This window comes from Marinobacter sp. MBR-99 (assembly GCF_040547575.1).
GTDB lineage: Bacteria > Pseudomonadota > Gammaproteobacteria > Pseudomonadales > Oleiphilaceae > Marinobacter.
In genome coordinates, this window is sequence record NZ_JBEPPY010000010.1 from 1 (window position 1) to 18,367 (window position 18,367).

At 57.0% G+C, this 18,367-nt stretch carries 15 protein-coding genes; 5 read left to right on the forward strand and 10 right to left on the reverse strand.

Features of this window, described 5'->3' with window-relative positions; genetic code table 11:
- Positions 1-327 precede the first annotated feature (327 nt).
- The 6 genes from msrQ to ABIE59_RS10150 all read right to left on the reverse strand — a co-directional run bounded on the left by msrQ (position 328) and on the right by ABIE59_RS10150 (position 6,205).
- Positions 328-945, reverse strand: a complete 618-nt coding sequence (gene msrQ, locus ABIE59_RS10125) for a protein-methionine-sulfoxide reductase heme-binding subunit MsrQ (RefSeq protein ID WP_354446577.1) — start codon at positions 943-945, stop codon at positions 328-330.
- Positions 945-1,916, reverse strand: a complete 972-nt coding sequence (gene msrP, locus ABIE59_RS10130) for a protein-methionine-sulfoxide reductase catalytic subunit MsrP (RefSeq protein WP_354446579.1) — start codon at positions 1,914-1,916, stop codon at positions 945-947. Before msrP ends, msrQ begins: the two co-directional genes overlap by 1 nt.
- A 92-nt stretch (positions 1,917-2,008) precedes the next feature.
- Complete coding sequence (gene pssA / locus ABIE59_RS10135) at positions 2,009-2,821, reverse strand: CDP-diacylglycerol--serine O-phosphatidyltransferase (protein WP_354446581.1); 813 nt, start codon at positions 2,819-2,821, stop codon at positions 2,009-2,011.
- A 91-nt stretch (positions 2,822-2,912) separates the two neighbouring features.
- Entirely contained in the window at positions 2,913-3,929 is a 1,017-nt protein-coding gene (gene ilvC / locus ABIE59_RS10140) for a ketol-acid reductoisomerase (RefSeq protein WP_354446583.1), read from the reverse strand.
- A gap of 63 nt (positions 3,930-3,992) precedes the next feature.
- Positions 3,993-4,484: an acetolactate synthase small subunit gene (gene ilvN, locus ABIE59_RS10145; protein WP_061332344.1), complete on the reverse strand. Its 492-nt coding sequence runs from the start codon at positions 4,482-4,484 to the stop codon at positions 3,993-3,995.
- A 2-nt stretch (positions 4,485-4,486) separates the two neighbouring features.
- Positions 4,487-6,205 carry an acetolactate synthase 3 large subunit gene (locus ABIE59_RS10150; protein ID WP_354446586.1) on the reverse strand — a complete coding sequence of 573 codons (1,719 nt, stop codon included), beginning with the start codon at positions 6,203-6,205 and terminating at the stop codon, positions 4,487-4,489.
- Positions 6,206-6,677: 472 nt separating this feature from the next.
- On the opposite strand from ABIE59_RS10150, the gene ABIE59_RS10155 reads away from it, so the two are divergent.
- The gene (locus tag ABIE59_RS10155) at positions 6,678-7,157 is read left to right on the forward strand and encodes a DUF4124 domain-containing protein (RefSeq protein ID WP_354446588.1); all 480 of its coding nucleotides are present in this window, start codon (positions 6,678-6,680) and stop codon (positions 7,155-7,157) included.
- Between the two features lie 82 nt (positions 7,158-7,239).
- On the opposite strand, the gene clpB is transcribed toward ABIE59_RS10155, so the two are convergent.
- From clpB to rluD, 3 genes are all read right to left on the reverse strand, one after another.
- Positions 7,240-9,816, reverse strand: a complete 2,577-nt coding sequence (gene clpB, locus ABIE59_RS10160) for an ATP-dependent chaperone ClpB (RefSeq protein ID WP_354446590.1) — start codon at positions 9,814-9,816, stop codon at positions 7,240-7,242.
- A gap of 341 nt (positions 9,817-10,157) precedes the next feature.
- Entirely contained in the window at positions 10,158-10,916 is a 759-nt protein-coding gene (pgeF, locus tag ABIE59_RS10165) for a peptidoglycan editing factor PgeF (protein ID WP_354446592.1), read from the reverse strand.
- A complete protein-coding gene (rluD, locus tag ABIE59_RS10170) occupies positions 10,906-11,883 on the reverse strand; it encodes a 23S rRNA pseudouridine(1911/1915/1917) synthase RluD (protein WP_354446594.1) in 978 nt (325 codons plus the stop codon). Before rluD ends, pgeF begins: the two co-directional genes overlap by 11 nt.
- A 63-nt stretch (positions 11,884-11,946) precedes the next feature.
- On the opposite strand from rluD, the gene ABIE59_RS10175 reads away from it, so the two are divergent.
- The gene (locus ABIE59_RS10175; protein ID WP_138438111.1) at positions 11,947-12,780 is read left to right on the forward strand and encodes an outer membrane protein assembly factor BamD; all 834 of its coding nucleotides are present in this window, start codon (positions 11,947-11,949) and stop codon (positions 12,778-12,780) included.
- 66 nt (positions 12,781-12,846) lie between these two features.
- On the opposite strand, the gene ABIE59_RS10180 is transcribed toward ABIE59_RS10175, so the two are convergent.
- Complete coding sequence (locus ABIE59_RS10180; protein WP_354446597.1) at positions 12,847-14,511, reverse strand: NAD+ synthase; 1,665 nt, start codon at positions 14,509-14,511, stop codon at positions 12,847-12,849.
- A 93-nt stretch (positions 14,512-14,604) separates the two neighbouring features.
- Here ABIE59_RS10180 and ABIE59_RS10185 point away from each other — a divergent pair, with 93 nt between their 5' ends.
- The 3 genes from ABIE59_RS10185 to ABIE59_RS10195 all read left to right on the forward strand — a co-directional run bounded on the left by ABIE59_RS10185 (position 14,605) and on the right by ABIE59_RS10195 (position 18,356).
- A complete protein-coding gene (locus tag ABIE59_RS10185; RefSeq protein WP_502915348.1) occupies positions 14,605-16,251 on the forward strand; it encodes a sensor histidine kinase in 1,647 nt (548 codons plus the stop codon).
- Positions 16,252-16,305: 54 nt separating this feature from the next.
- Complete coding sequence (locus tag ABIE59_RS10190) at positions 16,306-17,691, forward strand: sigma-54-dependent transcriptional regulator (protein WP_354446599.1); 1,386 nt, start codon at positions 16,306-16,308, stop codon at positions 17,689-17,691.
- A gap of 101 nt (positions 17,692-17,792) precedes the next feature.
- Positions 17,793-18,356 (forward strand): GspH/FimT family pseudopilin, encoded by a 564-nt coding sequence (locus ABIE59_RS10195; RefSeq protein ID WP_354446601.1) that lies wholly within the window; start codon positions 17,793-17,795, stop codon positions 18,354-18,356.
- The last annotated feature ends 11 nt before the right edge of the window (positions 18,357-18,367 follow it).

An 18,367-nucleotide genomic window follows, 5' to 3' on the forward strand; every position in this document is an offset into this window, starting at 1 on the left:
ACCTCGGCCAGCGCCCACACGAATTACTTGGTTAACTTTTTAAAGAGCGTTTGAGCTGTTGCTCAATCAAGGCCGCGTATTCTACATCGTTCCGCTGCCCTGTCAACCGTTTATTTCGAAGAATTTTAAGATCAAATTTTCGAACACTTTCAAACAGTTGCTTTCGTCTGGGAGGTTGCCGTTACCGGCTTGTCCCTCAGAAGTGGTGCGCATTCTACAGACGTCAGGAAAACTGTCAACGCCCTCTTGTGAAAAAAAACATAGAATTCCGTTTCCACCTACTCGCCTGATCAAATCACCAACAAAGCGAGCATTTTATGTACTGAATTAACGGGCTCTAAGCGGAATCAGCGAATACACGCCGAACCAATAAACCCTCAGCCCGAGCAAGACGAACAGTGCTGCCCCGTACACGACCATTTCCGTCACATCACTTCTCGCCTGCCAGAGAAAATGCAACCAAGCGAACACGGCAGAAAGGTATATGAGTCGATGCAAGGGCTTCCAGTACCGACCAGTCTTCCGCATCATCTTTTTGGTGGAGGTCAACGCCAGGGGAACCAGCAACAGGAATGCGGCCGCGCCTAGCGCAATGTACGGTCGGCGGGTGAAGGTGGCCCAAAGATCGCCCCAACCAAGGATAAGTTGTAAGAACGCAAACACGTGCAGTACTGCGTAGAAAAAGGCGAACAAACCCAGCATGCGGCGGTGGCGCAGCCATCCAGCCCAACCCGTCAATCTTCTCAACGGAGTTACCAGAAGCGTCACGAGCACTAGCTGGAACGCAGCAATACCCAGCCGCTCGGTTATCTCCTGCCCCGGGTCCGGGCCAATTCTGCCGGCGACCACATCAAACACCAGCAGAAATAAAGGAATAAGGGCGAAACAAAAGACCACGACTTTTGCGGAAACGCTGGACACCAACCGTTCGGCTGCAGACGGCATCAGTAGTACCTTGTCAGATCCATACCCTTATAGAGCTGGGCAACCTGCTCTTCGTAACCATTAAACATTCGGGTTTCCATCCAATTCGGACGGAGCACACCAGAGGGTAAACGCCGCTCTCTCTTCTGACTCCAACGCGGATGATCCACCTCAGGGTTTACGTTGGCATAAAATCCGTACTCACTTGGCGCAAGCAATTCCCATGTTGTTTTAGGCTGCTCTTCCAGAAACCGAATCCGAACAATCGATTTAATACTCTTGAATCCGTACTTCCAGGGAACCACGAGGCGGATCGGAGCGCCATTCTGATTAGGCAGAGTTTCGCCATAGAGACCAATAGCCAGGAACGAAAGCTCGTTCATCGCCTCATCCATACGCAGCCCCTCCCGGTACGGCCAATCTATGGTACTGAACAGAGACCGCTGCCCACGCATCTGTCTTGGGTCATGCAAGGTTTCGAAGTACACATATTTCGCTCGCGAATTCGGCTCGAGGCGCTTCAACACGGCCGCCAACGGCACGCCAACCCAGGGAATCACCATGGACCAGGCCTCAACACAACGAAGCCGATAAATGCGTTCTTCATACTCGTGGGGCTTCAGCAGATCTTCCAGGGCGTAACGACCTGGCCGGGCACACTCACCATCAACCTCCACAGACCAGGGATCCACAGACATTTCGCGGGCATACTTGGCAGGATCACCCTTGCCGGTGCCAAACTCGTAGAAATTGTTGTATTTGGCAACCGCATCAAAAGGCGTTTTCTTCTCGTCGGTCGAGTACTTCGGCATTTCACGAAAGGCCAACGGAGTGGTCGTAGGGCTGTCACTTGCCCGCAAAAGACCCGGGGCAGCGAGGGCTGCAGCAGAGGCAATGGCACCGGTCATAAACTTGCGGCGGTTCACATAGACAGACCGGGGAGTGACTTCGGATTCGGACAAAGACCAGGACGGACGCCGTTTGATGAGCATGAGCTGACTCCAGAGGAAGCGGTTTAAACAAGTGACCGTTGATTCCCGGAGAAATTCCCGCCCGGATCGAGCCGGGCGGGAGCACTAATGCGTCAGGCGCGCTTGGCCTTGTTTCTGAACAGGGCCCGCACCGGACCAGACAGTGCATAAATCAGGAATGCTGTGAACAGTACGGTTGCCGGATCAAGGGCGATCACCACAAGAATCAGCACAACCAGCAGGATGGCCGCAAATGGCACCCGCCCTCGCATATCAAGGTCTTTAAAACTTCGGTAAAGCACATTACTGACCATCAGCACGCCCGCGCCGCCTACAACAATAATAGATAGCAAGGTCAGCCAGGTGGCTGGCTCATACTGATGGAAGCACCAGACCAGACCTGCCACACACGCTGCAGCAGCCGGGCTCGGCAGCCCAACAAAGTACTTCTTGTCCACCGATCCAATCTGGGTGTTGAAACGGGCGAGGCGCAGGGCAGCTCCTGCAACGTAGATGAACGTAATAGCCCAGCCAACCTTGTCGAGGCCGTTCAGAGCCCAGAAAAAAGCCACCATGCCGGGCGCAACGCCGAATGCCACCATGTCGGCAAGGCTATCGTATTCTTCCCCGAACTTACTCTGGGTATTGGTCATCCGCGCTACCCGGCCATCAAGGCCGTCGAGAATCATGGAGACGAATATTGCAATAGCTGCATTATCGAAAACGCCGTTGGCTGCTGAAACAATCGCATAGAACCCGGAAAACAGGGATGCCGTTGTCAGGGCATTTGGCAGTAGATAGATACCCTTTCGGCGAACCTTTGCACCACCGACGACTTCTTCCTCAATAACCTCTCCGGCCGCCACTTCTGACTCGTGTGCACCGTGGGACTCTGGATGTTCAACAGATTTTTTGTCTTCAGTCATTCCATAAACTCCGGAAAGCATTTGGGCGGAGTATATACGAAAAACGCGGCCACTAGGGCCGCGCTTTCAAAACCGTACCGGAAATCCCGGATCAGTTCTTGTCTTTATCCACGATTTTGTTTGCGGAAATCCACGGCATCATGGAGCGCAGCTTCTCGCCTACGGTCTCGATCTCGTGAGCCGCATTCTGGCGACGACGCGCCGTCATGGACGGGTAGTTCAACGCACCCTCAGAGATGAACATCTTGGCGTATTCGCCACTCTGAATGCGCTTCAGTGCGTTGCGCATGGCCTCACGGGACTGCTCGTTGATCACCTCCGGGCCGGTTACGTACTCACCGTACTCGGCGTTGTTGGAGATGGAGTAGTTCATGTTGGCGATGCCGCCTTCGTACATCAGGTCAACAATCAGCTTCAGCTCGTGAAGACACTCGAAGTAAGCCATTTCCGGCGCGTAGCCCGCTTCGGTCAATGTCTCGAAACCGGCTTTTACCAGCTCAACCGCACCACCACACAGAACCGCCTGCTCACCAAACAGGTCGGTTTCGGTTTCGTCTTTGAAGGTAGTTTCGATGATGCCGGTACGACCGCCGCCAATGCCGCTGGCGTAAGACAGAGCAACGTTCTTGGCGTTACCAGAGGCGTCCTGGAAGATGGCGATCAGATCAGGAATGCCGCCGCCCTTGGTGAACTCGGTGCGCACAGTGTGGCCCGGCGCCTTCGGGGCAACCATAATCACGTCCAGATCTTTACGCGGAACGATCTGGTTGTAATGGATCGCGAAGCCGTGAGCGAAGGCCAGGGTAGCGCCCTGCTTCAGGTTCGGCTCGATCTCCTCACGGTACAACTGGGCCTGGAATTCGTCCGGAGTCAGAACCATAACCACATCAGCGGCAGCAACGGCCGAAGCCACGTCGCTGGTCTTCAGTCCGTAGGCTTCGGCTTTAGCGATGGAGGAGGAGCCGGCACGCAGGCCAACCACTACATCAACGCCCGAGTCCTTCAGGTTGCACGCGTGCGCGTGGCCCTGGGAGCCGAAGCCCAGAATGGCAACTTTCTTGCCCTGGATGATGGAAAGATCACAATCCTTATCGTAATAAACCTGCATGAGAAACCTCTATTATATGTAATGGCCCTGCCGGGCCATGATGTTCAAATTTGCAAAGCAGCCTCAGAGGCTGAGCACCTTTTCGCCACGAGCGATACCTGAGACGCCGGTACGCACCACTTCAAGGATTCCGGAGGTACCCACCGCCTGGATAAAGCCATCCAGCTTGTCGCTGTCACCCGCCAACTGCACGGTGTACACGGAACTGGTCACGTCCACGATCTGGCCTCGGAAGATATCCACCGTGCGCTTGATTTCCGCACGCTGGGAGCCGGTCGCCTTGAGCTTCACCAGCATCAGTTCGCGTTCAATGTGCGAACCTTCGGTGAGGTCGACCAGCTTGACCACTTCAATCAGCTTGTTCAGCTGTTTGGTGATCTGTTCGATGACCTTGTCGGAACCGGTGGTGGTAACCGTCAGGCGGGACAAGGTTTCGTCTTCTGTCGGCGCAACGGTCAGGGTCTCGATGTTGTAGTTACGCTGCGAGAACAGGCCAACCACCCGAGACAGAGCGCCAGGTTCGTTTTCAAGCAAAACAGAAATGATTCGACGCATGATCACACCCTCTCCGTTTTGCTGAGCCACATGTCTTTCATGGAACCACGAGCAACCTGCATCGGGTACACATGCTCGAAGCGGTCAACGTAGATGTCCACAAACACCAGTTGGTCTTTCATCGCCAGAACTTCCTTGAGCTTGGGCTCAAGATCTTCCTTGCGCTCAATGCGAACACCGACATGACCGTAGGCTTCCGCCAGCTTGATGAAATCGGGCAATGACTCCATGTAGGATTCAGCGTGCCGGGACTCATAGTTCATGTCCTGCCATTGCTTGACCATACCCAGTGCCTGGTTGTTCAGGTTGATGATCTTCACAGGCAGATTGTATTGCTTGCAGGTAGACAGCTCCTGAATGTTCATCTGGATACTACCCTCACCGGTGAAGCACAGCACTTCGTCATCCGGGTGAGTCAGCTTGATGCCCATAGCTGCCGGCAAGCCGAAGCCCATGGTGCCAAGGCCCCCGGAGTTGATCCAGCGGTTAGGCTTATCAAACTTGTAATACTGGGCCGCGAACATCTGGTGCTGACCAACATCGCTGGTCACAAAGGCGTCGCCGTTGGTGAGCTTCCAGAGCATCTCAACCACTTCCTGCGGCTTGATGACGTCCGGGCTGGTCTCGTAACGCATCCCGTGGAATGCTCGCCACTCTTCAATCTGCTTCCACCAGGCCGCCAGCGCATCCGCATCCGGCTTGTCTTTGGACTCTTTGACCAGTGACAGCATTTCCTTCAGGACCGCATCCACCGGGCCCACAATCGGCACATCGGCATCAATCGTTTTGGAAATAGACGCGGGGTCAATGTCGATATGGATGATGCGAGCGCCAGGGCAGAACTTCTCGGTGGCATTGGTTACCCGGTCATCAAAACGCGCACCGACGCAGAGAATCAGGTCTGAGTGGTGCATCGCCATGTTGGCTTCGTAGGTGCCGTGCATGCCCAGCCAGCCAAGGTGCTGTTTGTCAGTCGCCGGATAACAACCAATGCCCATCAGGGTATTGGTGATCGGGAATCCCAGTGTCTTGGTCAGCTCAGTCAACTGGCTCGAGGCCTTACCCAGAATCACCCCGCCACCGGCGTAAATCATCGGGCGCTTGGCGGCCATCAACATATCCACAGCTTTCTTGATCTGGCCTGCGTGGCCACGAACCGCCGGGTTATAGGAGCGCAGTTTCACTTTCTTGGGATAGGAATACTCATAGCGCTCGTTCGGGGTGGTCATATCCTTGGGGATATCCACCACCACCGGGCCGGGGCGGCCGGTAGAGGCGATGTAGTAAGCCTTGCGGATCACTTCAGGAATTTCTTCCGGATGGCGCACACTGAGATTGTGTTTAACCACCGGGCGGGAAACACCCATCATATCGGTTTCCTGGAAAGCATCTTCACCAATCAGGGTGGATGCAACCTGGCCGCACAGAACCACCATGGGGATGGAATCCATAAAGGCGGTGGCAATGCCGGTAATAGTGTTGGTGGCTCCAGGACCCGAGGTCACCAGTACGGTACCTGGTTTTCCGGTTGCACGGGCGTAGCCGTCGGCCATGTGGACCGCCGCCTGCTCGTGCCGCACCAGAATATGCTTGACTTTGTCCTGCCTGAACAGCGCATCATAAATATGAAGGGCTGCACCACCCGGATAGCCGTATATGTATTCGATCCCTTCATCCTGCAGGGAGCGGATCAGCATATCGGCGCCAGACAATAACTCCACGATTTTCTACCCTCTTCTACGAGTGAATGAGCCGGGTTTCGCCCCGGTTGCCTGGATTTTCGGTTTCCCTGCTTCTTTTGAAAGCGGAACCGGTGAACTCCTCCACACCATGAATAAGAGGTTGTCTCCTGGCCAGCCGCCCTCCTGAGGGTTGCGGAGAACGACCAATCAACGGGTTGCACGTAAGCAACAACCAGCGCCCGCCAGCGCGTGGCGAACTCAGTGTGGTGATTAACGGGGGATACTCGCTCGGGATTGCCTGCCGTATTGACCCCAGTCTTCAGGCAATCGGTAATTCTGACAGCGGGAAACTCACTGTCAATAGGCGCTGCGGCTTAATTGCGACCATTTTCCTCTACACTCTGCCATACTGACGGGATATAACGTGCAAGAGATTTGAACCAGGCAAGGGAAAATCCATCGTTTCGATGGCATGATATCCCCAGGCAGTAGACAAGAAACGGGCAGAGACATGAATCGAAAAATCCTGATGCTGACACTTCTGATGGCGATGACACCGGGCCTTGCGGCCGGCGCTTCAGTGTATAAATGGACAGATGAAAACGGGGTAACCCACTTTGGCGACCGCCAGCCAACGGGCGCGAACTCGGAGCAGGTGAATGTCCGCTCCGGCACCACCAGCAGAAGCCAGTCTGGCCAGCGCCAGAGTGCCCAGGAACAGCTGGGAGAACTGCAGGAGCAGCAGCGCTCCCAGGAACAGCGCCGTCAAGAGACCGCTGTTGAGGAAGCTCGCCGCAAGCAGCGGGAAGCCAATTGTGCCACCGCCCGGTCCAACCTGGACGTAATTAACAGTAACGCCCGCATACAGGTAGAGGAAAACGGAGAAAGACGATATCTGGCTCCCGAAGAGATCGACGAGCAGCGTCGCCGGTTCCAGGAGATTGCCGACGAGAACTGTGGCCCGTTAAACGGCACACCAGCACAACGCTAAAATCTAATGAACACCCAAAATCAAGAAGGCCAGGCGACTTGCGTTGCCTGGCCTTTTTTATGCCGCCCTGGCGCGTGGAGCCTCAGACTTTTGTAAACTCCAACTGGCCACCAGCCACGCTGGCGCGGATGGTGTCGCCGGGCACAAAGCCGCCCTGCAGCAGTTTCTGAGCCAGGGGGTTCTCAATCATCCGCTGAATCGCTCGCTTGAGAGGGCGCGCACCGTAGACCGGGTCGTAGCCCACTTCCGCCAGCAGTTGCATAACCGCATCGTCCAGCTCAAGCTTCATATCCTGATCCTTCAATCGCCGCGCCAGATTCTCGATCTGGATACGGGCAATACCTTGAATCTGGTTCTCCGCCAGCGGATGGAACACCACCACTTCGTCTACCCGGTTGATGAACTCGGGGCGGAAGTGCGTTCCCACCTCCTCCATCACTGCCGCCTTCATGGCGTCGTAGTTTTCCTCACCCGCCTTTTCCTGAATGATGTGGGAGCCCAGGTTTGAGGTCATCACGATCACGGTATTCCGGAAGTCGACCGTACGGCCCTGGCCGTCGGTCAGGCGACCATCATCCAGCACCTGCAGCAGGACGTTGAAGACATCAGGATGGGCCTTTTCCACCTCATCCAGCAGCAGCACCGAGTATGGCCGGCGGCGTACCGCCTCAGTCAGGTAGCCACCTTCTTCATAGCCCACGTAACCGGGAGGCGCACCGATCAGACGAGCGACGGAGTGCTTCTCCATGAACTCGGACATATCGATCCGCACCATGGCCTCTTCGGTATCAAACAGGAACGATGCCAGGGCCTTACACAGCTCGGTCTTGCCCACACCGGTCGGCCCGAGGAACAGGAACGAGCCATTCGGCCGGTTGGGATCAGACAACCCGGCCCGGGACCGGCGCACGGCATTGGAGACCGCCTCGACCGCTTCATGCTGGCCGATCACCCGGTCGTGCAGGGCGTCTTCCATGCGCATCAGTTTGTCCCGCTCGCCCTCGAGCATCTTCGATACCGGGATACCGGTCCACTTGGAGACGATCTCGGCAATTTCCTCGTCGGTTACCCGGTTGCGCAGCAACTTCATTTCCATCATTTCAGCCTGGCTGGCCATATCCAGCTGGCGCTCCAGCTCAGGAATGGTGCCGTACTGAAGCTCGGACATTTTGCCCAGGTCACCCGCGCGGCGGGCGTTTTCCAGATCAATCCTGGCCTGCTCCAGCTGGCTCTTGATCTTCTGGGAGCCATGCAGTGCCGCTTTCTCGGTGTTCCAGATTTCTTCCAGATCCGCGTATTCGCGTTCGACGCTGACAATCACGGATGACAGCTCCTCCAGCCGTTTCTTGGAGGCGGCATCGGTTTCCTTCTTCAGGGCTTCCCGTTCAATTTTCAGCTGAATCAGGCGACGCTCCAGGCGATCCAACGCCTCGGGTTTGGAATCCATTTCCATGCGAATCTGGCTGGCTGCTTCATCCACCAGGTCAATGGCCTTGTCCGGCAGCTGGCGATCGGTGATGTAACGGTGGGACAGTTTCGCGGCGGCGATGATCGCGCCATCGGTCACTTCCACACCGTGGTGAACTTCGTAACGCTCTTTCAGGCCACGAAGAATCGCAATGGTGTCTTCCTCACTGGGCTCGGTCACCAGTACTTTCTGGAAACGGCGCTCGAGCGCTGCGTCTTTCTCGATGTTTTCCCGGTATTCGTTCAGGGTGGTGGCACCTACGCAGTGCAACTCTCCCCGTGCCAGCGCGGGCTTGAGCATGTTGCCGGCGTCCATGGAGCCTTCGGCTTTGCCGGCGCCGACCATGGTATGGATCTCATCGATGAACAGGATGATCTGACCTTCCTGTTTGGACAGTTCGTTAAGCACGGCTTTCAGGCGCTCCTCGAACTCACCGCGGAACTTGGCGCCGGCGATGAGTGAACCCATGTCCAGAGACAGCACCTTTTTATCCTTGAGGCCGTCCGGCACTTCACCGTTGACGATGCGTTGGGCCAGGCCTTCAACAATGGCGGTTTTACCCACACCCGGCTCACCAATCAGTACGGGGTTGTTCTTGCGGCGGCGCTGGAGTACCTGGATGGTGCGGCGGATTTCATCATCACGGCCGATGACCGGGTCCAGTTTGCCGGCTTCGGCGCGCTCGGTGAGGTCGATGGTGTATTTGGACAACGCCTGACGATTTTCTTCGGCACTGGCGTCGTTGACGGTTTCGCCGCCGCGCACGGCATCAATGGCTTTTTCCAGGGCAGCCTTGTCCACGCCCTGTTCTCTCAGCACACGGCCGAGGGAGCCGCGGTCTTCGACGGCTGCCAGCAGAATCAGCTCACTGGAAATGAACTGGTCGCCGCGCTTCTGGGCCAGTTTGTCGGCCATGTTGAACAGCCGGCCCATGTCGTTTGACATGGAGACGTCGCCGGCGTTGCCCTGCACTTCCGGCAGGTTTTCAATTTCTTTGGCGATGGCCTGGCGCACGCGGCCGGGCTCTACACTTACCTGCTGAAGGAGGGGTTTGATCGAGCCACCCTGCTGGTCGAGCAGGGCCTGCATCAAGTGGACGGGCTCGATGAAGTTGTGGTCTTTGCCGACTGCAATGGACTGGGCATCGGCCAGGGCGCTTTGCAGTTTGCTGGTGAGTTTGTCGATTCTCATGTGTTCGTTTCCCCGAATTTTGTGCGAATACCGGTTGGTGGTTGGTGAAGGGTATTCGTGTTGCTTTGAGAATTAATGTAGGGGCAACCTGGGGGACTTCAAGTTGGCCTGGGGCTATTTCGTCAGAAATTTGACGGCGGTCAGTCTTGGCGTGGAGTTTGGTTCGTTACGGGCATGCTATTACGTCGTCGGGGCTGGAACAGGGAGCGCTTTCCAGAACACGCCGTAAATACTTCCCTGTAGGCTTGACTGCAGCATCCCTGCTGCAGACAGTTCTGGAAAGCGCTCCCTGCCCCAGCCCGATGCTTCGGAGTTTTTCGCCCGAGACGTCTTGGGTTTGATTATGATTTCATCCAGATCAACGTCGCCATTCTTCCGGTTTCACCGTCTCTTCGATACGAGAAGAACCAGTCGCTGTCGTTGACGGTGCACAAACTGCCGCCTGAGATGGACGTAACGCCGGCTGCTTTCAAACGCTGACTTGCGAGTTGGTAGATGTTAGCCAAGTAGTGGCCGGGGCGTTGTTTGGAGGGGGTGAATGCATGATCGGCTTCGGGGTTGTGGTCGAGGAAGGCCTGCCGGACTTCGGGGCCGACTTCGAAGCTGTCGGGGCCTATGGCGGGGCCGAGCCAGGCCTGGAGGTTGGACGGGGGTACGGCCATGGCGGTGATCAGATTTTCGAGTACGCCTCCGCACAGGCTGCGCCAGCCGGCGTGGGCGGCGCCTATGACGGTGCCGTCGGTGTCTGTCAGGATGACGGGCAGGCAGTCGGCGGTGAGTATGGCGCAGGCGATGCCGGGGTGTCGGGTGTAGCTGGCATCGGCTTCGGGTATTACACCTACATTATCTGGCATGAGTTCCACCACGCCGGTGCCGTGTACCTGGTTGAGCCAGCCGATGTTGGTGGCATCCAAGCCGATAAATCCGGCCAGGCGGCTGCGGTTTTCAGCCACGTGATCCGGGTTGTCGTTAACGTGACCGCCCAGGTTCAGGGCTTCCCATGGTGGCAGGCTTACGCCGCCTTTTCGGGTGGTGCACAGGGCACGAACATGAGCTGGCGCGCGCCAGCTCGGGGTGAGGGTGTTGTTGTCAGAAATCACTGTTTTCCAGCTCCCGGGCGTGTTTGCGCAGGGCTTCGATGAGTTGGACCATATCGTCCGGCAACGGCACTTCCCAACTGAGGGTTTCGCCGGTTTCCGGATGTTCCAGGGTCAGCCTTCTGGCATGCAGGGCCTGACGACTGAACGCGGCCAGGGCCTGGCGAAGCTCTTCTGTGGTGCCTTTGGGCAGGCGCAGGCGGCCGCCGTAGGCAGGGTCACCCACCAGAGGGTGGCGCACGTGGGTCATGTGCACGCGGATCTGGTGGGTTCGGCCGCTTTCCAGTTTGCACTGGATGTGGGTGTGGGCGGCGAAACGTTCCAGCAAACGGTAATGGGTAACTGCCGGTTTACCGGAGGAAACCACCGCCATGCGCTTGCGATCCTGGGGGTGCCGGCCGATGGGTGCGTCTACGGTGGCGCCGCCGGTCAAGGAGCCAACCACAACCGCCTCATACTCCCGCCCCATCGTGCGGGTTTGCAGCTGGTCTACCAAAGAGGTGTGGGCTATCAGACTGCGGGCCACCACCATGATGCCGGAGGTGTCTTTATCCAGCCGGTGCACAATACCAGCCCGGGGCAGGTTCTCGACCTCTGGCGCGTGATTCAAAAGCGCATTGACCAGGGTGCCATCGGCGTGGCCGGCTGCCGGATGCACAACCAGGCCGGCTGGTTTGTTGATCACCAGCAGGTGTTCGTCTTCGTAGACGATATCCAGGCTGATCGGCTCAGCTTCCCAGGTCACCTGTACTTCCGGTTCAGCGTCCAGGTCGAGAACGTCATCCAGCATCACCTTGTCTCTGGGCTTTCGAACGGCGCCGTTAACGGTCAAGGCGCCGCTTTTGATCCAGGACTGCAGGCGCGAGCGGGAATGCTCGGGCATCAACTCGGAGGCGGCCTGGTCCAGGCGCTTGTCGCTGAGCTGCGGGGGTACTATGTAATGTCCGGTAATCCGGTTATTGGAAGACATTCAGCCTCTTTTTGCTACAATGCGAAATTCATTCAAGTTGTGACCATTATACGGGATTCCGGCATGAGATCAGTTGTCCGATTACTGCTACTTTCCACAATGATAGCGCTGGCCACGGGCTGCGCTTCCAAGAAGGACGTGGAAGTGCTGCCGGAGAAGACCTATTACGACAATGCCCGCAAGGCGATGAACTCCGGCAACTTCAATGAAGCCGAGCAGAACCTGGATGCCCTGGAAACCTACTACCCGTTCGGCCGCTATGCCGAGCAGGCCCAGTTGGACCTGATCTACGCCCGTTACCAGAATCTTGATCTTGAGGGGTCCCGGGCAGCGGCGGATCGTTTCATGCGGTTGAATCCGCAGAGCGAGCACCTGGACTACGCCCTCTACATGCGTGGCCTTGCTTCCTATAATCTCGATATCGGTCTGGCGGCGCGATACTTCGCCATTGATGTTGCCGCCCGAAACCCTGGCGAGCAACTGCAGGCCTTCCGGGATTTTTCGCAGCTTCTGAACCGCTTCCCGGACAGCGAATACGCCCCGGATGCCCGCCAACGTATGATCGCTGTGCGCAACCGGATGGCGGAACTGGAACTGCACGCTGCCCGCTATTACATCAAGCGTGAGGCATACATCGCGGCAAACAACCGGGCCCGCTATGTTGTCGAGAATTACCCGTCTTCACCGTCCGTGGAAGAAGCTTTGATTCTGCTGGCCGATACCTTCCGGTTAATGGACCTGAAAAAAGGCGCCAGCGATGCCATTGCCACCCTGCGCACCAATTTCCCCAACAGCGAAGCGTTTGATGAGAACGGCGAATTTCAGTCTGACCGCCTGCGCCGCCAGAATCGCTCGCTCACCAATGTTGTCACCTTTGGCCTGATTGGCGACGAGTAACCATCCAGAGACCCAAAGGGCCGGGAGCATTCGCCACCGGCCCTTATTTCTTTCAAGGGGAAGCAATCAGAAACCAAGCTTCCAGCCATTGGTGATCGGATAGCGACGATCCTTACCGAACCCCCGCTCGGTAATACGCACGCCGATAGGCGCCTGGCGGCGCTTATACTCATTGATGTCCACCAGGCGCACCACCCGCTCTACATCCGCACGATCAAACCCCTCCGCGACAATCGCCTCGGCACTGTAATCCCGCTCCACGTAAAAATGCAGAATCTGGTCAAGAATGTCGTAGCCGGGCAAGCTGTCTTCGTCTTTCTGGTCGGGCGCCAGTTCGGCCGACGGCGGGCGGGTAATCACTCGCTCGGGAATGACCGGCGCAACGCTGTTGCGGTACCAGGCCAGGCGGAACACCAGGGTTTTCGGCACGTCTTTCAGCACGTCGAAGCCGCCAGCCATATCGCCATAGAGCGTGGAATAGCCCACCGCCATCTCGCTCTTGTTACCGGTGGTCAGTACCAGAGAGCCAAACTTGTTGGACAGGGACATCAGCAACACGCCGCGCAGGCGCGCCTGGAGGTTTTCTTCCGTGGTGTCTGGACGTGTACCTTCAAAGGGTTTGGCCAGAGTCGCCATAAAGGTGTCGTACATGGGCTCAATGGAGAACACATCGTACTGGACTCCCATAGCCCTCGCCTGGGCTTCTGCGTCCTCCAGGCTGGCACTGGAGGTGTATCGGAATGGCATCATCACCGCCCGCACCCGCTCCTTGCCCAGGGCATCCGCCGCCACGGCCAGAGTCACCGCGGAATCAATGCCGCCGGACAGGCCAAGTACCACAGACTTGAAACCGTTTTTATTAACGTAGTCCCGAACACCGGTGACTAGCGCGTTATAAACATTCGCTTCCAGTGACGGCTCCGGAGGCAGTGGCTGAGACACCGGCTGGCAGTGGTGTTCACACAGAAAATCCACCGGGAACAGGCCACTGGAGAACTGGGGAATTTCGACTTTCAAAGTACCCGAGTGGTCATAAACCATCGAGCCACCATCAAACACCAATTCGTCCTGCCCACCCACCAGGTTGACATAAACGATACTGACACGATTTTCCGTGGCTTTTCGCTCCAGCAACGCCTTGCGGCGGGCCTGCTTGTCGATGTCGTAGGGAGACGCGTTCAGGTTCAGGACCAACTGGGCGCCAGCGGCCGCCGCATCTTCCAGGGGGCCATCTTTCCAGAGGTCTTCACACACCGTGATACCCACCGGAACTCCTTTGATGTCGACCACCAGGGTCTGCGAACCTTCGGCAAAGTAGCGCTTCTCATCGAACACCTGGTAGTTCGGTGGGCAGCGTTTGAAATACCGGCCCCGGATTTCCCCGGCCTCGATGATCACTGCCGCGTTATAGAGCAGGCCCGCCGCGCGGAGAGGCGTGCCAATGATCATGGCGGGTGCCAGATTCGCCTGCTGCAAACGCTCAAGCGCTTCTTGCACTCGCAAATCCAGGCTCGGCCGAAGCAACAGGTCTTCCGGCGGGTACCCTGTCAGGCAAAGTTCCGGGAACAACACGATATCAGCCTGATGCCGCTCCTCTGCCTCACGGGTGGCCTGAATGATCAAGTCGGTATTGCCAGGAATATCCCCCACCAGAAAATCCAGCTGGGCCATCACCACCCGTAGCTTACGGGGCGCAGCAGTGTCTTCGGTGGTTGTACCGGTTACCGTCATGATCAGGGCTCCTGTAACTTATTGCCGTTAAAAGGCTATTATAACCCTCCATAGACAAGGATTTCTCCTGACCAAAGGCAGATAACCATACCCATGGTAACCGACGCATCTTCAGCCACAGCCGCGCGCTCTCCTTTCGGGCCACGAGCACACCATCAGCAGGTGAGGCTGTTCCGAATCTACAATCATTACCGGCTGGTGATCAGCCTGATGCTGGTCGGCCTGCTGTTTGTGGACCCATTCACCACCGATTCCAAATTTCGCTGGCTGGATTATTACCAGGCAGGCGCGGTGTCTTATCTCGCCATCAACGCCTTTGTTGGTTTAATGCTGCTGGCCGGGCTGCAGCCACGGCAGCGGCACATTACCCTGTCTATTCTGATCGATATCCTGATAATGCATGGGCTGTTGCTGGCCAGCACCGGCATCACCAACGGCCTCGCCAATCTGGTCATTGTCTCCGTTGCCGCCGGGAACATCCTCAATCCCAGCCGCATGGGCACTTTCTACGCTGCGCTCGCAGCCATCTGTTCCCTGGGCATCTCCGGCTGGGCGGTGCTGGTGATCAACGAATCCGCGGACGATATTGTTCGCGCCGGCTCACTGGGCATCCTCTATTTTGCCGCCGCCTTCGTTTTGCAAGGCATCTCGAAGCGCATGATGCGCAGCGAGGCTCTTGCCACCAGCCGGGCCCGAAGCATTGCGGAGTTGGAGCAGATCAACCAGCAGATCATCCAGCGCATGCGAACGGGCATTCTGGTACTGGACCGTTTTGGCCAGGTCCGACTGGCTAACGCAGCGGCGGAAGAGCTGCTTTTCGGGTCGGTCAACAGCCAGGGTGGTGCAGAGCACCAAAACCGATTGCTGCCCAAACCGTTGCGCAAAGGCCTGGAGGCCTGGCTGAAAAACCCCAACATGCGCATCGAACCGTTTCAGGCGTCGCCCACCTCCCCCCTGCTACAGGCCAACTTTACCCAACTGGATCAGGAGCGGGGTGACCAGATTCTGGTGTTCATCGAGGACATGAGCAAAGTCACCCAGCAAGCCCAGCAAATGAAGCTGGCGTCGCTAGGGCGCCTGACCGCCGGCATCGCCCATGAGATCCGCAACCCCCTCGGGGCCATCAGTCACGCAGCACAACTGATGGAGGAGTCGCCCAACCTGGACAAAGGCGACAAACAGATGCTCGATATCATTCGCCGACACTCGAAGCGGGTGAATGGCATCATTGAAAACGTGCTCGACCTGTCCCGGCGCAGGGCCGCCAACTCAGAGCAAGTGAACGTGAGGGACTGGCTTAGCGAATTCACCCAGGACTTCCAACAGACCCGGGACGATGGCTCCAAAGCCATTATTGAGTTACTGGCAGACGACGCGGTGCCGCCCGCTCGCTTTGACGAGAGCCAGATTGAGCAGGTCATGGTGAATCTGTGTGACAATGGTTTGCGCTACAGCAAACAGCAGACCGGCCAAAACAGGATACAATTAGTGGTTGGCGCCACCGCCGATGGCGAGCGGGCTTACGTGGATGTCCGGGATTTCGGCCCCGGCATTGCACGGGAACACCGACACTCGGTATTTGAGCCCTTTTTCACCACCGACAAGAGCGGCACCGGCCTTGGCCTGTACCTGGCCCGCGAGTTATGCGAGGCCAACCAGGCGCATTTGTCGCTGGTGGAAGATGAACAGCCTGGCTGTCGCTTTCGCATTACCTTTGCGCATCCCGGGAGGATGATCTAAACCGGGCGCGGGCCATCGGGCGTTTGAAATTCAACAGGGAACCGAATACCAATAATGACACACCAAACAGCGCTGATTGTTGACGACGAACCGGATATCCGGGACTTACTGGAAATCACCCTCAACCGCATGGGGATTACCACCTACACCGCACCGGACCTGACTACAGCCCGGGCCTTGCTTGAACAACACAAGCCCCAGCTGTGCCTCACCGACATGAACCTGCCCGATGGCAATGGCATAGACCTGGTGCACTGGATTCAGCAGCACGCCCCCTGCACGCCGGTGGCCGTGATCACCGCTTACGGCAACATGGACACGGCTATCGAATCCCTGAAAGCCGGCGCTTTCGACTTTGTCTCAAAACCCGTGGAACTGCCCCGCTTGAGGGAGCTGGTGAACAGTGCCCTGAAGCTGAGTGAACCCAGAAACCACGACACTGCCGAAACCGACGAGCCGGGGCTTCTGCTCGGTGAGTCTCCACAAATCCGCAAGCTGCGGAACCAGACCCGAAAACTGGCCCGCAGCCAGGCGCCGGTGTTTATCAGCGGCGAGTCCGGCAGCGGAAAAGAACTGGTCGCCCGCATGATCCACATGCAGGGCCCAAGGGCCGATGGCCCTTTCATTGCCGTGAACTGCGGCGCCATTCCTTCGGAACTGATGGAAAGCGAATTCTTCGGCCACAAGAAAGGCAGCTTTACCGGTGCGGTCGAAAACAAGGATGGCCTGTTCCGAAGCGCCGACGGCGGCACCCTGTTCCTGGACGAAGTCGCCGACCTGCCTCTGGCCATGCAGGTAAAGCTGCTGCGCGCCATTCAGGAAAAAGCTGTGCGACCCGTGGGCGACACCAAGGAAGTGCCAGTAGATATCCGCGTACTCAGCGCCACCCACAAAAACCTGCCTGAACTGGTGCAGGAAGGCAGCTTCCGTCAGGACCTGTTCTACCGCATTAACGTGATTGAACTGGCGGTACCGCCTCTGCGCGAGCGGGCGGAAGACATTTCCCTGCTGGCCGACCATATTCTGCAGCGCATCGCCCGAGAGTACGAATGCGACCCCGCCAAACTAACGCCAGGAGCTATCGAACGCCTGCAGGGATATGATTTCCCAGGCAATGTGCGGGAACTGGAAAATATTCTGGAGCGGGCGTTTACGCTGTGTGATGAAGACTTTATTGATGCGGCTGATTTGCATCTGGGTGGTGGCGCTATCCCCGGAACCCCGGTATCAGAGCGCAGCTCTGACACCGGCGCACCAGAGGCTCCTGCTCCTGTGCCTGAGGGGGAGATAGACCTTGAGTGCTTCCTGGAGAATATCGAGCGGCAGGCGATTGAGAAGGCGCTGGAAGCAACCCGGTGGAACAAGACGGCGGCGGCTAAGAGGCTGGGGATCAGTTTTCGGGCGTTGCGGTATCGGTTGAAGAAGTTGGGGATGGAGTGAGAAATTTCTTACAGATCAATTCGACATTGCCAATTTACACGATGTTACAAAAGACTATAGCGTGATGGTTTTCAGGATGGAAACCTACAGGAGCATCAAGGATGATCAGGAGACAGAAACAATCAGGCGTAAACTTAACTGAGTTGATGATTTGCCTCACCGTTATAGCGATAGTGGCGTCCGCAGGCTTACCATCACTAAAGGGACTGGTCGACGATTCACAGCGAAGAGCAGTCATCAATGACACGCTCGGATTCATGGCGTTAGGGCGACAGGAATCTGTTATTAACGGTACCCTTGTTACGCTGTGTCCGCTAGATCAGGATGACAACTGCAGCCGAGACTGGTCTCAACCTTTAACCCTTTTTAAAGATCCGGGCAATTTACGGCGAGTAGCCAGTTCGGAGCAGGTCATCAGGGTCCTACCACCACCCAAGCTCGGCTATCTTAAAGTAGCATCATTGAGTAGAAGCTACTTTCAATATAAGCCTAACGGTATGATCTATAGCGACCTCGGAAACATTACATGGTGTCCCGACGATGGGAATCCAATGAAGGCCGCCCACATCGTCGTAAGAAAGGGCGGCAGTATAAGACTAGCCCGCGACTCAGATGGAGATGGCATTCCAGAGAAAGCTAACGGCACCCCTGTCACATGTATGTGACAGGGGTAGCC

What these genes read in the sequence shown, in the direction of transcription:
- ilvC (WP_354446583.1), bottom strand. Translation starts at nt 3,929, where the DNA reads ATGCAGGTTTATTACGATAAGGATTGTGATCTTTCCATCATCCAGGGC.
- msrP (WP_354446579.1), bottom strand. Translation starts at nt 1,916, where the DNA reads ATGCTCATCAAACGGCGTCCGTCCTGGTCTTTGTCCGAATCCGAAGTC.
- ABIE59_RS10180 (WP_354446597.1), bottom strand. Translation starts at nt 14,511, where the DNA reads ATGACGGTAACCGGTACAACCACCGAAGACACTGCTGCGCCCCGTAAG.
- ABIE59_RS10175 (WP_138438111.1), top strand. Translation starts at nt 11,947, where the DNA reads ATGAGATCAGTTGTCCGATTACTGCTACTTTCCACAATGATAGCGCTG.
- ABIE59_RS10190 (WP_354446599.1), top strand. Translation starts at nt 16,306, where the DNA reads ATGACACACCAAACAGCGCTGATTGTTGACGACGAACCGGATATCCGG.
- msrQ (WP_354446577.1), bottom strand. Translation starts at nt 945, where the DNA reads ATGCCGTCTGCAGCCGAACGGTTGGTGTCCAGCGTTTCCGCAAAAGTC.
- ilvN (WP_061332344.1), bottom strand. Translation starts at nt 4,484, where the DNA reads ATGCGTCGAATCATTTCTGTTTTGCTTGAAAACGAACCTGGCGCTCTG.
- ABIE59_RS10195 (WP_354446601.1), top strand. Translation starts at nt 17,793, where the DNA reads ATGATCAGGAGACAGAAACAATCAGGCGTAAACTTAACTGAGTTGATG.
- rluD (WP_354446594.1), bottom strand. Translation starts at nt 11,883, where the DNA reads ATGTCTTCCAATAACCGGATTACCGGACATTACATAGTACCCCCGCAG.
- clpB (WP_354446590.1), bottom strand. Translation starts at nt 9,816, where the DNA reads ATGAGAATCGACAAACTCACCAGCAAACTGCAAAGCGCCCTGGCCGAT.
- ABIE59_RS10155 (WP_354446588.1), top strand. Translation starts at nt 6,678, where the DNA reads ATGAATCGAAAAATCCTGATGCTGACACTTCTGATGGCGATGACACCG.
- ABIE59_RS10185 (WP_502915348.1), top strand. Translation starts at nt 14,605, where the DNA reads ATGGTAACCGACGCATCTTCAGCCACAGCCGCGCGCTCTCCTTTCGGG.
- pssA (WP_354446581.1), bottom strand. Translation starts at nt 2,821, where the DNA reads ATGACTGAAGACAAAAAATCTGTTGAACATCCAGAGTCCCACGGTGCA.